Source organism: Aquimarina pacifica (genome assembly GCF_000520955.1).
Lineage (GTDB): Bacteria > Bacteroidota > Bacteroidia > Flavobacteriales > Flavobacteriaceae > Aquimarina > Aquimarina pacifica.
Map to the genome: position 1 here is coordinate 1 of NZ_JACC01000012.1, position 16729 is coordinate 16729.

Annotated in this window: 9 protein-coding genes; 5 read left to right on the plus strand and 4 right to left on the minus strand. The window is 33.1% G+C overall.

Annotation, left to right across the window (positions count from 1 at the left end):
* Positions 1 to 749: 749 nt before the first annotated feature.
* On the plus strand, positions 750 to 2003 hold the full coding sequence (locus DZ60_RS0108280; RefSeq protein WP_025741621.1) for a hypothetical protein: 1254 nt from the start codon (positions 750 to 752) through the stop codon (positions 2001 to 2003).
* Between the two features lie 279 nt (positions 2004 to 2282).
* On the opposite strand, the gene DZ60_RS0108285 is transcribed toward DZ60_RS0108280, so the two are convergent.
* From DZ60_RS0108285 to DZ60_RS0108300, 4 genes are read right to left on the minus strand one after another with little or no spacing between them, the layout of a single operon-like run.
* Positions 2283 to 3749, minus strand: coding sequence for an oligosaccharide flippase family protein (locus tag DZ60_RS0108285; protein WP_025741622.1), 1467 nt, complete (start codon positions 3747 to 3749; stop codon positions 2283 to 2285).
* A 48-nt stretch (positions 3750 to 3797) separates the two neighbouring features.
* A complete protein-coding gene (locus tag DZ60_RS0108290) occupies positions 3798 to 5084 on the minus strand; it encodes a glycosyltransferase family 4 protein (protein ID WP_034229168.1) in 1287 nt (428 codons plus the stop codon).
* Between the two features lie 4 nt (positions 5085 to 5088).
* The gene (locus tag DZ60_RS0108295; RefSeq protein ID WP_034229169.1) at positions 5089 to 7524 is read right to left on the minus strand and encodes a YfhO family protein; all 2436 of its coding nucleotides are present in this window, start codon (positions 7522 to 7524) and stop codon (positions 5089 to 5091) included.
* Positions 7525 to 7557: 33 nt separating this feature from the next.
* Positions 7558 to 7842, minus strand: coding sequence for a DUF4834 family protein (locus tag DZ60_RS0108300; RefSeq protein WP_241448733.1), 285 nt, complete (start codon positions 7840 to 7842; stop codon positions 7558 to 7560).
* Between the two features lie 85 nt (positions 7843 to 7927).
* Between DZ60_RS0108300 and DZ60_RS24135 the strand changes: the two genes are divergently transcribed.
* The 4 genes from DZ60_RS24135 to DZ60_RS0108320 all read left to right on the plus strand — a co-directional run bounded on the left by DZ60_RS24135 (position 7928) and on the right by DZ60_RS0108320 (position 16064).
* A complete protein-coding gene (locus DZ60_RS24135; protein ID WP_025741626.1) occupies positions 7928 to 9538 on the plus strand; it encodes a transporter in 1611 nt (536 codons plus the stop codon).
* A gap of 853 nt (positions 9539 to 10391) precedes the next feature.
* Positions 10392 to 11114: a FadR/GntR family transcriptional regulator gene (locus DZ60_RS0108310; protein ID WP_025741627.1), complete on the plus strand. Its 723-nt coding sequence runs from the start codon at positions 10392 to 10394 to the stop codon at positions 11112 to 11114.
* Between the two features lie 260 nt (positions 11115 to 11374).
* Complete coding sequence (locus DZ60_RS0108315) at positions 11375 to 14479, plus strand: SusC/RagA family TonB-linked outer membrane protein (RefSeq protein ID WP_025741628.1); 3105 nt, start codon at positions 11375 to 11377, stop codon at positions 14477 to 14479.
* A gap of 19 nt (positions 14480 to 14498) precedes the next feature.
* Positions 14499 to 16064 carry a RagB/SusD family nutrient uptake outer membrane protein gene (locus tag DZ60_RS0108320; RefSeq protein WP_025741629.1) on the plus strand — a complete coding sequence of 522 codons (1566 nt, stop codon included), beginning with the start codon at positions 14499 to 14501 and terminating at the stop codon, positions 16062 to 16064.
* Positions 16065 to 16729 lie beyond the last annotated feature (665 nt).

Consider the following 16729-nt stretch of genomic DNA (forward strand, 5'->3'; position numbering starts at 1 on the left):
AATTGTAACGCTATTTCAGGACAAGACAAAGTAATGATAAAAACCAGTTACAGCAATGTAGCTGGTTTTTTATTATTAATACCACGAAATTTACCTAAACACTGTTTAGCAAAAAAATATATGTCAACAATATTATATAATAAGTATCTATTGTCAAAAATTGTTCGCTATGTATGAAGTTCTTTAATAAAAACAGACAACGAAATTTGGAAAATATAGATGCGATCCTATTTGGGGTAAAAAACTCAATACATTCTTGTTATATTTTTTAAAAACTGCATCATATATATAGATTAAGTATAATCTTAAAAATATGAATACAGTATAATTTCTCTCTCGAGAGTAGAAAGTGTTTTGGGTAGGACGAAAGTGCTTATCTGCTCTCAGAGAAAATTATTAATAGTATTAAAAAGAGAATCACACCCTTAATAAAATTGCTTTTCCTTCCTATATTTAAATAGGGCACTGCTAAAATTATATTTTTTCATCTTCACATATATAAAAATAGTGCCTTTTGAGTTACTTCAAAAACTCAAATACCAACGAACAAGTATTAATATAACATCTCATTACCCCCGAATACCCATCCTTTTCTTCATAGAAAATTTTTATTAAATATATTCTCTTTCACAACAACAACTTTTCAAAACACTCAAAATCAATTATTTAAATTTTTGGCACGCTGCTTGATACTATACAAGTGAGTAACAAAATATAAAAATTAAGTTGCTCCTCTAAAATCAAAAATTATGAAAAATCTTATAGTACTTTTTACTGGCTTCTTATTAGCTTCTTTTTCAGCTACAGCCACAGAAACAAACAGCGAGTCTTTTACTCGATATAATAACAATGGTAACTCATTTATATTTACCGAAGGTGGGGTTGATTTCTCTGTTTATGCAGATGGACAATTTGATTTTTACCTTAATGGATCAAGAGGTGGTGTTAACATCGGTGTCAATACCCCAAATGTAAACATAAGTTTTAATTCAGGATACAACTATGACCCATATGTACAGTATGATGATTATGGAGCTGTTGTACAGATAGAAAATGTTCCTGTATTTTATGATTACTATGGTAGGATTATACAAGCCGGAGATATTTATATTAACTATAACAACTTCGGACGTGTATCTAGAGTAGGTGGTTTATATGTTCATTACAATAACTTCGGAAACTTTATCAACTTTACTGGATATATCAATGATTTTAACAGACATTATGTATACAGACCATTTCACGCCTATTTTAGAGCTCCGATAGCTGCCAGATGTATTGTATACAACAGACCATATAGAAGATATTATACACCTTATAGATGTTCTTATAATGTATACAGAAGAAACTATCATACTGGATACTACCAACGACCATATAGAAGTCGTACCTACTATAGACCTAATAATAGAGTATCGAGTTATAATAGAGGATATAGAGTTTCTAATGCAAGAAATATAGCCTATAGAACTAGAAATCATAGAACTTCTATGTATAAAAGAAATGATCAAAATTTTAACAAAATAAACCGTAGCAGATCTCGTCAGTATACTACGAACAATGTAAACAGAAGTAGATCTCAACAACAGAATACAAACAATGTAAACAGAAGTAGAAATTATACTACTCCTAATAGAACGGTTACTAAAACGAGAACAAATAATAACACGGGAAGAACGGTTAGTACTACCAGAAAGGTAACTCCGAATACGAGAACCCGTACAATAAACCGAACTAATCAAAATAAGCAAGGTACGCAAACAACACAACGATCAAGAAATGTTGTATCTAATGGATCTAATGCGAACAGATCAAGATATCAAGGAAATACAAATAGTAGAACTCAAAAATCTGTGGCAAGAGTAAGTCAGCCTCAAAAGAGTTCAAAAAACAACTATTCTAGAAATACGACAAGAAAAAGTTCTAATACAAGTAGTACAAGGAACACATCAAATAAAAGCAAACAAAAAAGCACATCTTCTACATATAGAAGAACTAGATAAGCTTCTATTTATGTAAAAGAAAACTAGAAGTAGTATAAGAAATTTATTTTTTTGGTTGGTTAGTTGGAAAATCCCTCATAGTTGTATGCTTAGCACCTTGAGGGATTTTCTTTTTTTATTATTATTTCTTTATTATGACATAGATATGAATCGTAATGAAACAACTGGAGATTAAAAGCAAAGTCATACAGCAGAAATTGATTGTATTGAAAAAGACTTTTAAGAACTTAGAAAATAAATAGTACCAAAGGAATTAAATCAATTTTGAGAGCTAGCTACTTACTTAACCCAAATTTTTTGAATGAAATTTTTGATAAGCACATTTACGTCTTCAGAAACTTTCAAGACATATAAAACTGCTGTATAGCATATTCCGATTAAGATACTTTTAATTGCTATATTAACTAGAGGATAAAATGGCAGATCCCAAAAGTAAAACCCAAAAACAAATATCAAAACTATTAACAGTCCTAGCCAGGTCTTAGGCGAAAATGGATGAATCCTAAACTTCGTATATACGATAAATAGTTTAATTATATTATAACATACGATCGTCAAAAAAGTAGCAATACCTGCTCCTGTAATTCCATATGTGGTGATAAAAATAGTATTTAATACAAAAGCCAAAACTGCGATACCAATTCCTATAAACAAAACAAGTCTATAATAATCAGAGCAAAAAAGAATAGAATTCGTATTACCCAATGTATTATCAAAGAGTTTTGCGCTTCCTATCAAAATAATGATCCAAATTAATAACTCGTATTGGTCAGGAATAATTTCGAAAAGCTGATTCACATTACACAAAATAAGAACAAACAACAAACCGCTAGTTATCAACAGGTTAATTGAACTTTTTTTATATAGTACATGCAACTGGTCCATCGATTTTTCGTTTATTAACTTTGCGGTTAAGGGATAGGTTATCTGATGCATTGCACGAGATGGAATTATAATTACACTTGCTATAAACCCACACATACCATATTTTGCTACATTTTCTATAGGTAAATAATATCCTATCATAGTTTTATCCAAATCAAGTAATAAAGTGGCCACCGAACCAGCAATCAAAATCAGTAGAGAGTACTGCAGAACAACCTTATAATTATTTGGCAATCTAAATCGTAATTTCAGTGGGTGTAATCTAAAAGCATAGAATTTCATAATAATCATTCTCACTACATAGGCACCTACCATAAAATATATAAATTGACGTACAGACAATACTTGATAATAAAGTAACAGTAATAGAATACTAGTGCAGACTCTTAAAAACAATTCTTTCATCAGGTTTCCGAAAACACTTTTCAGTTTTACTTTTGACCATGCAAAAAATACTTCAAAGTAAGACATTGCAAAAGCCAAAACAAATATTGCCCAAACATAAGGTGCGACGATAGTGTTTTTTTTGCTCAAAAATTCAAGAATACTCTTATAAAATAAAGTTCCAAAAACTCCTAAAAAAAGAGCCATACCAATAGGCAAAAAAAGAACCAGGGTCAAAAATCGATCCTGCTGCTGTGTATCTGTATATGAAGAGAAAAACTTAACTAATGTATTATGTACCCCAAAAGCCATCAAAGGCCAAACAAGACTAGCAGTAGATAAAAGGAACATTATCAAGCCATAATACTCTTCTTGCATAAAATTGGTAAACAAAAATAATGTATTGATAGCACCGATGCCAAATCCAAGGCAGGTGACAATGACATTTTTTATAGTTTGATTAACTACTACTCCCATAATATTACCCAAAATTAAGCATTAGGTCTTCAATAAAAAAGATATGATTTACAATGTTTTTATTAGGTCAGCGAGTTTCCTAGTGAGTTCCCTCCTACTGTACTTTTTGATGTCCAAAACTTGAGATGCTAATTCTCCTTCCTGAAAACTTTTAAAATAGTCAAGAATTTGATTTTTAATCTCTTCATATTCGTGATATTCAAAAAATGTCCCTGCATTGGTTTCTTTCAGAAGCCTTGACACATCAGCATCTTTGGGTCCAAGTGCCAAAATTGGTCTTTGGGATACCATATATTCAAATAACTTACCCGGAATAATACATCTAGTATCCTCACTATCAATCTCTATTAATACCAATACTTGCGAACTACGTTGAATTTTGATAGCTTCTGCATGCGCAACATACCCCTTAACAATTAAAAAATCAGACAATCCAGCTTCTTTGATTGACATCAATACATCTTCACTTACCGCTCCTACCAGTTGTAACCGAAATACATCAGCAAAATCAGGATATTCATGAGTTAATTCAAATAAAGCTTTCCAAAGTTTTTTAGGATTTCTACCAGATAGTAAAGACCCTATATGAGAAATAGTGAAGATACTGTCTAAGACATCACTTTCTACTTTCTCAATATCATATCCATTGGTAATAACAGATACATTGGTATTCGTTATCTCTCTAAATTCTTCTTGGGTTCTAAAACTGGTAACAATAATGTGATTTGCAGTATCCAGTACTTCTTTTTCGAGATTTTTATGTTTCTGTTGGGAGCTTTTGGTAAGTTTCAATTTTGACTGATAGCCTATGGTAGTCCATGGATCTCTAAAATCTGCTAGCCACTTTACTCCGGTTTGTTTTTTCAATTTCTCACCTATTAAATGTACACTATGAGGTGGTCCTGTTGTAATAATAGTCTGTATCTTATGATTAGAAATGTATTTTTCTAGATACTTGACTGAGGGAGTAACCCAAAATTTTCGCGCATCAGGAATAAAAAAGTTCCCCCTGATATAGAGTAATACTTTTTGAATCCAGGACTGTCGTTCGGTATCTGAAATAATACCTTTACTAATTGTTTTGGTTTCCTTTCTTGAAAAAAACCGAGCAAAACTATACGGTTCAAAAATAGGATGTTTTAAAATTGTGATCTCTTCATCAATTTCAGAAACCAACGACTCATCATGTAATGGATATGTTGGGTTTTCAGGAATATATAATACCGGTTCGATATCGAACTCTCTAAGGTATTTTACAAACTTGAGCCATCGCTGTACTCCAGGGCCACCTGCTGGCGGCCAATAATATGTAATGATAAGAACTTTCAAGACTATTCTCTTATTTCTCTTCAGCAGAACCTACTGGTTTTTGATTTCTATACTCAAAGAACAGACCTCCTAAAACCAAAAAAATCAACAATATAGAACTCATTAATGTAATTGCACTACCTGTTTTGACTACCTGTGGTTCGAAAGTAAATTCTAATGTATGCTTACCTTTAGGTACTTTGACTCCTCTAAGCATATAATCAACAGGATATATTGGCAACTCTTCTCCATCTATTGTGGCTTTCCATCCATCTTTGTAATAGGTCTCAGAAAAAACAAGAAAACCGGGTTGATTTGCATAGACGTTATACACAAGATGATCAGGTAAGGTCTTAGAAATAGATACCGTAGAAACACTATCTTTTAGTATCATGAAATCATTAAAATCACTTTGATATTTCTTACGTAATACCGCTGTCTTTTTTGAGTCTATAGTTTCTAATGACTCAAACTCAGACTTATAATCATCTACAAACTTTAATTCTTCTATAAACCAAGCTGCACCGTTGGCCGCAGGATTTTGCTGAACATCTAATTGCCCCTTTTCATTTTGTTGTATCACATATTTGACGTTGAGCATATTAATCACCTGCAAGTTTCCTTTGGCAATATGACCATAATAGATATCTTCCATTTTTCTCGGACGCACAGCTGTATATCCATTCACAGAATTAAAAAAGTAATTTGTATGAGAGTTATTAAATCCTCTTGCTTGATCAAGAACTCTATAATACGACTTGTCTTTTAAAATTTCTTTATCGACCGCTGTCGCTTGAAAATAATTCTTATACTCACGCTTAGATATAAACCCCTCTTCATTAACGCTTCTCCTATCAACACCAACCAAATCTACCACGATCAATACACCAATGCACACCAAGGCTATATTTTCTGAAAGTTTCTTTTTTAAAGTAAACCACAAAACACCTCCTGTTAGCAGTACAAACAAAAGAGAACGAAGGCTATCGCTTTTCATTATTGTAATTCTATCCTCCTTTATTGCGTCAAAAATCATTGGTTGCTCAATTGCTAACTGAACTTCTGATGGAGATTTAAAACCAAATAGATTTCCTCCAAATAACCAAAATATGGTACACAATCCTCCAAAAACACCTAAGGCAATGAAAAACTTCTTTTGTTTTTCTTCAAAAGGGATTTTATCATTAAACAATCGATGTATCCCAAATACAGCCGCAATAGGTACTAGCAATTCTAAAATCACCTGGATACTTGATACCGCCCTAAATTTGTTATAAAACGGCATATACTCTATAAAAAACCGAGTCAAAAACTCAAAATTCTTTCCCCAACTCAATGTTAGAGATAAGATCATTCCTGCCAATAACCACCAACGTAATCGACCTTCGACCAACAGTAATCCCAATAACGCCAAAAATACCACGGTAATCCCTAGATATGGCGGTGCCTCTACAAAAGGCTGTGCCCCCCAATATAATCCTGTTACATCACTATAATATTGTGCTTGTTCTCTTGGCTGCCCTAATGCTATTAATTTTTGATAAAAAGCAGACTCAGTACCCAAATCAGAAGCTCTACCTAATCCCATCAATTTGGGTACAAAAAGGTTTAAGGATTCTAATTTACCGTAACTATATTCTGTAATATACTCATAATCGAGTCCATTTTTTTCTGAAGCAGTAGCATTAGCATCAACTAGAAGGTTTTTACCGCGTATACTCGTATCTACGTATTCTGACGTAGATAATAAGGTAGTCGCATTGGTTGCCAACCCTAACAACGCTGCTCCAATCAAAACACCTACCGATTTAAAAAAATGAGGAAGCAGCTTTTTTCTATAAGCATCTATAAAAAATGAAATCCCAATTACCAATGTTAATAGCCCCAGGTAATAGGTCATCTGATAATGATTTGCCTGTATCTCTAATCCCATGGCAAATGCTGTAAGTAAAAATCCCCAAATGTATTTTTTCTGAAAAACCAATAAAATTCCGGCTATAACCAACGGAAAATATGCAATTGCATGTGCTTTAGAATTATGGCCTACCCCTATGATAATGATGAGATAAGCAGAAAAACCAAAAGCCAGTGCTCCTAGAATAGCAATTTTCCATGGAATTCTCATAACCAGTAACAACACATAAAAAGAAACCAGATATAAAAACAAGTAATCTGCCGGTCTTGGTAAAAAACGGATTAAACGATCCAGTTTATCCATATAATCATGAGGAAATCTTGCTCCGAGCTGATATGTAGGCATTCCTCCGTAGGCAGCGTTATTCCAATATGTTTCTTCTCCTGTTTGTTCTCGGTGATCTTTTTGTTGTTTTGCCATTCCTTCATACAACTTTATATCACTCTGATACAACATTTTACCACTAAGAACAGGGTTAAAATATAATAAAGAAATAATAATAAAGCCTACAATTACAAGAATGTGAGGTAAAAATCTTTTGATTAAAGACATGATTTGTGTGGGTTTACAAAATAAAGGACCAAATTAATCAATTTCCTCATAATCGATATACTCTCCCACATCTTTATTCGAAGAAGTTGATTTTGATTTTTTTTCTATGGTTACTTCACCTTCTTGAGAATATTCGGGCTCTTGATACTGTTCAAATCGTTGTTTAAACTTTTCTCCAGCCTTCTTTGTTACATATTTAAGCAATAGAGGACCAAATATTCGCGTTACTACTTTAAGCCCATAATATATTAATGCTATAATGAGAATTATTTTCAATACCCCCTGCAACGAAGCTTCTTGCATATCATTTTTTTTCAAAAATAATGAACTCTATATACAATTACATAAAGACAACCTTAAAAAAATAATAAAATCTACTATATTTGAAACAAATATTTTGACTATGAGCCCTAAGTCTGTCCTATTACTCCTGCCTTTTTTTCTAGTCGGCATTACTCTTTCTGCGCAGTATACAGAAAAGATTAATACCAATAGACCAGGAACATCCCAAGGAGCTTTCTCTGTAGGTAATAATGTACTTCAATTAGAAGGTGGTCTTGGTTTTGGAAAAGAAAAACACAAACTGCTAGATACTAAAACCAATGTTTTTAATTTTGATTATTCTGTTAGATATGGATTATTAATAGAACAATTAGAACTACGACTTAATGGTAAATTTAGAGCTGACGGTATAACGCAAACAATAGGGGCTAACGAACAAAAAATAAAAAGGAGTGATTTTGAAGTCAATACTATTGGCGCTAAATACCTTATCTATGATCCCTATAAGCGACCAAAAAAGGATTCTATAGACCTAAATAGCTGGAAAGCACAACATAAGTTTAAATGGAAAAGTTTGATTCCTGCTGTTTCTGCCTATGCAGGAGCTAATTTTGTATCGGCCGACAACCCATTTACCGCACCAGATGATGCCGCAATAAGTCCCAAAATAGTAATTATGACTCAGAATAATTGGTCTACAAGTATTAGTGGCGATTGGGTATTGGTAACAAATCTTATTATTGATAAAATAACTACCAATGACCCTATCATTGGATGGATCATCACTTCGACACATACTATTAATGACAAATGGGCGGCTTTTGGTGAATATCAAGGGCAAAAAAGTGATTTTTATAGTGATGACATTATGAGGTTTGGGGGTGCATATTTATTTAATAAAGACGTACAATTTGATGCAAATATTGCATTTAACTTTAAAGATACCCCGTCTTTATGGACACTTAGTTTTGGAGGCTCCTACAGATTTGATTGGCACAAAAAGGATGAGATTATTGAACAACCAGGATTAGAAGGTGGTGTAAAAGAAGGAGAGGCTGGAATAGAAAAAGATGATGTAGAAATTATTGACCCGCAGAATTCTTTAGGTATTCAGAAAATAGAAAGGATCGGAGGAAATGAAGAAAGTGATAGCCTTAAGTTAGAAAAAACTCCGTTTATTAATGAATTCGAAGATAACAGCTTCAGAGATGCTCTAGAACAGGATTTAGACGAAAGAAGAACAGCAGAACGTTTGGAGCGTGAACGCATTGAAAACGAAAAAATAGCCAAAAAAGAAGGTAAGAAATTTAAAAAAGAAGAAGCTAGACGTCTCAAAAGTGAAGCTAAAGCAGCAAGACAAGCAGAGAAAGCTGCAATACAAGCAGAAAAAGAAAAACAAAAAATGATCGACGATATTGATGCAGAGTTAGATAAGATAGAAAAAGAACAAGGCGTTGATCAGGAACTTGATAATATTGACAAAGAACTCCAAGAGTTAGAGCAATTGGAAAGGGAACTGAATATGGAGGAAGAGCAAGAGAAGAAAAAGGCTGAAGCGGAAAAAGAGGAAGAGAAAGAAGAGGATGTAGATGCCGAGTACGATAAATATCAAAAAGAACAAGAAAAAGCTGCTAAAGAAGAAGAAAAACGTAGAAAGAAAGAAGAAAAGAAAAGAGCAAAAGAGGAAAAGAAAAGAGCAAAAGAAGAAAGAGACAATGAAGATAATGATTAGTAATAATAAAGTTTCTTCTACGTAACAAAATATAGACTAAATACCTTTTTTTTACGGTAAACAAAAATAGGCGGGTTTCAAAACCCGCCTATTTTTTATTCACACAATTTATGGGACATTACTTTATAAAAGTATTTTTTGGTGTTGGCCTTTTTCTTTACCCTACTAATAGAAAAAATTGCGTTCATTAAGAATACGTTCCATTTAATTTTAGGGTAAATAACCTACCTTCTCCCCATCCAATAAAAAAATATTAATTTCAAACAAAAAGCAGACAGAAAGTTATTTATTACCAAACCTTCATCACACAAACTATTAATATAACTAATCTTATGCGATTGGTCTTTTTAAGTTTTTACTTAATAAACTTTTCATAACATCGACTCACCTAAAACGGGAAAAAAATATTAAAAGTCAGCATTTCTACTGCACATATACGCATTAAAAAATCAGCAGTTCTTCACAAAACAATAAACACATAAGAAATTAACTGTTTAAAAATATTATCATCAATATTTTGTTTGTTTTCTGATTAAATTAACAATTATACGTAATAGAAATCATAAAATCTACGAGAATATCATTTTCAAAAAACCACTACCCTATTAACAAAAACAAACATTAAACCTTAATTACTAACACATTACACTCTCAATTTTTCTTTAAAAAAACTACACTACACCAATTTGCAATAAAACATATGGATTATTAAAAAAATGATGAAATCGAATAAAAAATAACTTTTTTTTAATATTATCTTGGTTTTTTAACACTAAAGGTGTTTAGGTTAAAATAAATCTCTTATATTTGGTGGACCAGATTGGTTAACCAATCTGGTCCACCAACCAAAATTATGAGAATCAATACACAAAGTAATCATTTGTCCACCAAGGATGAAGTTGAGGCTGTGATTTCACAAATAAGAGAACTCATTATCACCAGACAACTTGAACCTGGAGACAAATTACCATCAGAAAGAGCATTATCCCAAAAATTTGGGGTAAGTAGAAATCAATTGCGATTAGCTATACAAAAACTAGAATTCTATGGCTTAGTACAAAAATTCCCGAAGAGTGGGACATTTGTTTCAAAAATTGGTGTCGATGCTATTAATCTAATGATTTCTAACATACTACACTTACAGGCACCAGACTTTAAGTCACTTGTAGAAACTCGATTAATTCTAGAAACAAAAGCAATAAAGCTAGCAGCAATTCGAAGAACAGAAACACAATTATATCAAATAGAGAAAGCACATGAAGCCTATATTGAAAAATCCCTAAAAGGAGAAAATGCAGTTGATGAAGATCTTTTATTTCACCTTAAAGTATCAGAAGGCAGCTGTAATAGTGTGATCAATTCCTTGATGTTAATTATCACACCAGAAATTATAACAAACTTTGTTAGTAATAAAATATGTGACCCTGTAAATTATACAACTTTGGTTAACGAACATCAAAATATTGTAAATGCAATAAAAAATAAAGACCCAGAAGAAGCTACAGCCAGTCTTAAGACACATTTCAAAGATTTATATACCTATTGTAATACTAAATTAAACACCACGCCTATGTAAATAACTAATAGTCAAACAAAAAGAATTAGGTAAGACCTCTTCTTTTTCATTATTCTTACATCATTTCTCGAGCAAAAAAGAGAAATTATAGTACTTAAGAATAATAAACACTTTTGTTTAAAAAAAAGCACTTTGCAAAAACAACCATTCGAACATCATTTTTTTTGTAAATGTGAATGATGAACTAACCAATCGTGTACACAAATCAAAAAAAGTCTTAAACAAACTTTGATGTTTATGTCTAAAACAAAAACAAAACAATGAAACAATTACACAAAAAGCAAAAGAACCTATGGAGTATACTATTACTACTATTTATATGTACTGGTTCTTACGCACAAGAAAACTATAATATTACAGGTACGGTAACCTCTGCCGGAAACAACTCACCAATACCAGGAATCAGTGTCTTGGTTGTGGGGTCAAACACAGGGGCAGTTACAGATTTTGACGGAAAATATTCGGTAAGCGTAAAATCAGGAGATCAATTACAATTTTCTTATGTTGGATTCGCTACGCAAACGATTGCGATAACTGGACAACAAGTTCAAGATGTAGCTTTACAAGAAGATACTGAATCATTAGATGAGATCGTAGTAGTTGGGTATGGTACACGTAAAAAGAGTGACATTACAGGATCTGTATCTTCTGTTACAACAGACGAATTAAATGCTTTTCCGGTATTAGATGCTGCTCAAGCTCTACAAGGTAGAGCTGCAGGTGTAGTAGTTCAGTCTAACAATGGTGGTGAACCAGGAGCTCCGATAAGTATACAAATTAGGGGTAACACTTCTATTAATGCGAGTAGTAAACCACTTATTGTTGTAGATGGTTTTGTTGGTGCTACCCTACCCCAAGCAACTGATATTAAGTCTTTAGAAGTATTAAAAGATGCATCTGCAACTGCAATATATGGTTCTAGAGGGGCTAATGGAGTAGTTATGGTAACTACAAAAAAAGGTAGAAAAGGTAAACTAAGCGTAGAAGTTAATAGTACATATGCTGTACAAACTACTGCTAACGAAATAGATTTGTTAAATGCAGATGAGTTCGCACTTTATCAAAATTTGGTAAGAAGTAATGTTGCCTTAACAAATGGAGAAGATGCTGTACCATACACACAAGGACCTGCAAATACGGATTGGCAAGACCAAATATATAAGTCTGGTAATACTACAAATCATAATATTTCCTTCTCTGGAGGTACAGAAAAGTCAAACTTTTATGCTTCTGCGAATTACTTTAAGCAAGAAGGTGTCTTGCTTAATTCAGATTTTGAAAGAGGAACATTCTTGACAAACTTTGATGCTCAGGTTACAGATAAATTAAAATTAGGAATGAATCTTTTTGGTAGTAGAGGCGAAAAAAATGGAGCCGCTACACAATCGAATGGTACCGTTTCTGTAGGTGGGGATGATGTAATTACTCTGGCTCTAAGATATGCGCCAGATCAACCTATATTCAATAGTGATCTTAGCTATAACTCTGGGAATACTGTAGGAGATCCAGTTGATAACCCATTCGCAGTTGCTACAGAAAGAATAGATGAAACTAAAACGGATAATTTTAGAGCAAACTTTTATGCAAATTATGATATATTTGAAGGTCTATCTTTTAAAACTACATTTGGTTTAAGTACTGAAAATAGAACAAGAGGGATTTATCTACCATCAATATTAGAACAAACAGCGGGAGGTGTGTCCGGAAGAGCTTCGGTAGAACATGATAACAAAACAAGTCTTTTGAGTGAAAATTACTTGACCTATTCAAAGGAAATAGGAAAAGGTGATTTAACATTACTTGGGGGATATTCATACCAAAGAACGATTACTGAAAATTTTTATTCAGAAGCTACAGGGTTTCTGTCTGATGCATTTTCATTTTATGGTTTAGGGAATGATCCAACAAATGTATTAAGACCAGATGCTTCTTTAGAAGAAGTAATCATTCAGTCTCAATTCGGAAGGGTGAATTATGACTATGATGATAAGTACTTATTAACTGCTACAGTAAGAAGAGATGGTGCTTCTAATTTTGCTGCTAATGAAAAATATGCTATCTTTCCATCAGGTGCTATCGGTTGGAAAATATCAAATGAACAATTCTTAGCAGATAATGAAACTATTTCTAACTTAAAATTAAGAGCAAGTTATGGTGTTACAGGAAACCCATCAATTGGAGCTTACGAATCTTTAGAAAAGTTTATAACTCTTTACGCTTCTAATAATGGGGAAACGGTTAGTGCAATTACAGCAGAACAACCTATTAATCCAGATTTAAAATGGGAATCATCATACCAAACAAACTTTGGTTTAGATTTAGGCCTACTAAATAATAAAATTGCTCTTTCTGTTGATTATTATAATATTGATACGAAAGACTTAATTTTAATAAATAATAATTTATCTGAATATTTAGGTTTCACAGGTGATGACATCTTAGCCAATGTAGGAGAGATCAATAACAAAGGTATTGAAATTTCTTTGAACACTAGAAACATTACAAATGACAATTTTTCTTGGTCTACAGACTTTAACATAGCGTTTAATAAAAACGAAGTGGTAAGCCTAGCCAACGAAAGTGGTTCAGATTTATTTTTTAATGCTGCACCAAGTTATTTTAGTCATGATAGAACTTATGTACTAAGAGAAGGCGAAGAAGTTGGTCTTTTTTGGGGGTATGAATATGCAGGTGTTTATCAGGGAGGTGCACTGCCAGCAGGTACTGCAACTATAGCTGGTGGTATAGCTGGTGATCCTTTATTTACTGATGTTCCTGATGAAGATGGAGTTCTTGATGGTGAAATTACTGAAGATGATAGAAAAATCATTGGTAATCCAAATCCAGATTATACGTTTGGTATTACGAATAACTTTACCTACAAAAACTGGGATTTAAATATATTCTTCCAAGGTTCTCAAGGTGGAGAAATTTTTAACCTGACCAATGTACAGTTGTTTAATGGAGATGCAAATACAACTAGAGACTATTTTTATAGTGCGTGGACACCTACGAACACCAATACAAATGCTCCTCGTGTTGGAAACAATAGTAGTAGAGAAATTTCTTCTCGTTTTGTAGAAGATGGTAGCTATATAAGACTTAAAAACATCGCCTTAGGGTATAATCTACCTTCAGACCTTATCAAAAACTTAGGGTTAGAGGGAGTAAGACTTACCGTTAGTGCGCAAAACTTATTGACTTTTACTGATTACTCTGGCTTAGATCCGGAAGTAAATTATTCTGGTGACGAAGGTGGAGATGATGGTAGTAGCAATGTATCAGATAACACAGCCAAAGGGTTTGATTTTGGAAATTATCCAACAATCAAATCTGTGAATTTCAGTGTAAATGTAAAATTCTAATCATAATCATTTTTATAATATGAAACTATATAAATATTTAGTCCTTTTATTGATCGGTGTATCAATGGTTGGATGTTCGGATTTAGTAGAAGAACCCGTGGGTGTGCTATCACCAGAAGGTTTTTTTCAGACTACAGATAATATTCAACAAGCAGTTGATGGTTCGCTCACACATGCTATTAATGAAGAGATTTGGGGAAGGAAACTTTCTATAGCATTAATGTTACGTTCTGACATGGTAGATCTTGCCTCTAGCCAAACAAGAAGAGTAGAACATAATGAATTGACTACACTAGCGAGTAATGGAATGATCGCTCCGTTTTGGCAAAGAATATATCAAGGTATTGCCGCGGCTAATCTAGCTATTTCGGGAGCTGAAGATGTAGTTACGGATGATGCTACTAAAAACCCAATAACGGCACAAGCATATTTTGCGAGAGCATTTTACTATTTTCATTTAGTACGATTGTTTGGAGATATCCCTTATATTGGTGAAACAGTTACAGATGTAGACGCTGCAATTTCTATCAGTAAAACACCTGCAGCAGAAGTATATGAGAACATTATTGCAGATTTAAAATATGCAAAAGAATGGTTACCAGAAACGGTAGATTCGAGAGCGCAACCTTCTAAAGCGGCTGCAAGTTCTTATTTAGCCTTAGTATACCTAACGCAAGGAGAATGGCAAAAAGCTTTTGATGAAGCAGAAGAAGTGATTGATAATGCAGGGACTTATGGATTGGCTTTAGATACAAATTTCCAAAATTTATTTAATGCAGACGTTATAGACAGCTCTCCTGAACCTATATTCTCATTAGATTATAATAATGTAGAAGCTGATGATAATGCATATGATCAAATAGCACCAATGACAGGTATTAGATCAGATGCAAGAAATGAAGGAGGAGGATGGTCTGTTGCTGTTCCTACTCTTGCTGTATATGAAACATGGGATGCGGGTGATTACAGAAGAGCTGTAAGTATGGATGACGAAGCGAATCTGATCATAGATGAAGATGGCGATGGAGAAGACGAAGAAGTGTACAAATTTTACACGGATTTTACAGCAAGTGGACATGAGCATGCTAAAAACAACCCATACATTGCAAAATATGCACGTTACCCAGGAGCATTTGCACGTGGAAGCGGTAGAGCGACAAGTCATAACTATTCAATGATACGTTATGCAGAAGTGTTACTAATTGCAGCAGAAGCTGCGGTAGAATTAGGAGACAATGCATCAGCGCTTGATTATGTTAATCAAGTAAGAGCAAGAGCAAGAATGGGTGGAGCTACCAAAACAGGTGCTGATATCGAGGTTACTATACCAGCTAGTGATGTACCAGCTGACCTTACAGGTACGGTTACTGTTGCTGACGTATTAGAAGAAAGAAGATTAGAACTTGCTTTTGAAGGTAAAAGATGGTATGATATTGCTAGAAGAAGAATAGGAGCAGAAGTATTTAGCGCTTCTGGTTTAGAAGGTGAAAAGCCTTTCTTTACCGAGGATGACTATTTATTACCACTACCAGAAGATGAGTTAGAGAGAAACCCTAACTTATTACCTCAAAACCCTGGTTACTAAACCTAATGGTATTTTAATTTAGTTACTGTTCTTGTATGTTTTTACATCTTATCATTTTTAAATACATACAAGACAGTACTAGTTTAAATAATTATAGAAGCACAGTACATCTTGGTCAATAGAATTAGATAGTGATACAACTAGAATACTTAGTGAATCAGATGAAATTAGAACCAGAACTGGTCTCAACCAATAGACCCTGGTACAATAAATAAACAGGCATTAATTTTTTAATGCCATCAAACAAGAGCGACGAGTTGAATTAGCCTTCTAAAATCACCGCTAGTTTGGTCTGATACATTATGAAAATACAAAATCTATAATAGGCTTGTATAATTCTAATTATCTTACATCAAATACCAAGAAGTGAAATAAATGTTTACAACAAACAAAATATTATTTCACTAATGAAGGATACTAATAGTTGTGCTTAATTTATGTAGAATTTGTATCCCTTATATTCCACTGATCATTTATTTATGATCAGTGGAATATTTTTTTTATATGCTCTCGATGCTCTACAAATTCTTAAAACCTCATTAAATAATTTATACCTAATGAAATAGAGAGTTGAATAAATACTTCTTTCTTATCTTTTAGAATTACACCTACTCCCCCATCCGCTCATATGCATAAAAGAGAAAAATAGATATAAAAATATGTAC

Bases quoted from the DNA above. Each gene is read 5' to 3' on its own strand.
- DZ60_RS0108280 (WP_025741621.1), top strand. From the start codon at position 750: ATGAAAAATCTTATAGTACTTTTTACTGGCTTCTTATTAGCTTCTTTT.
- DZ60_RS0108285 (WP_025741622.1), bottom strand. From the start codon at position 3,749: ATGGGAGTAGTAGTTAATCAAACTATAAAAAATGTCATTGTCACCTGC.
- DZ60_RS0108295 (WP_034229169.1), bottom strand. From the start codon at position 7,524: ATGTCTTTAATCAAAAGATTTTTACCTCACATTCTTGTAATTGTAGGC.
- DZ60_RS24135 (WP_025741626.1), top strand. From the start codon at position 7,928: ATGAGCCCTAAGTCTGTCCTATTACTCCTGCCTTTTTTTCTAGTCGGC.
- DZ60_RS0108310 (WP_025741627.1), top strand. From the start codon at position 10,392: ATGAGAATCAATACACAAAGTAATCATTTGTCCACCAAGGATGAAGTT.
- DZ60_RS0108315 (WP_025741628.1), top strand. From the start codon at position 11,375: ATGAAACAATTACACAAAAAGCAAAAGAACCTATGGAGTATACTATTA.
- DZ60_RS0108320 (WP_025741629.1), top strand. From the start codon at position 14,499: ATGAAACTATATAAATATTTAGTCCTTTTATTGATCGGTGTATCAATG.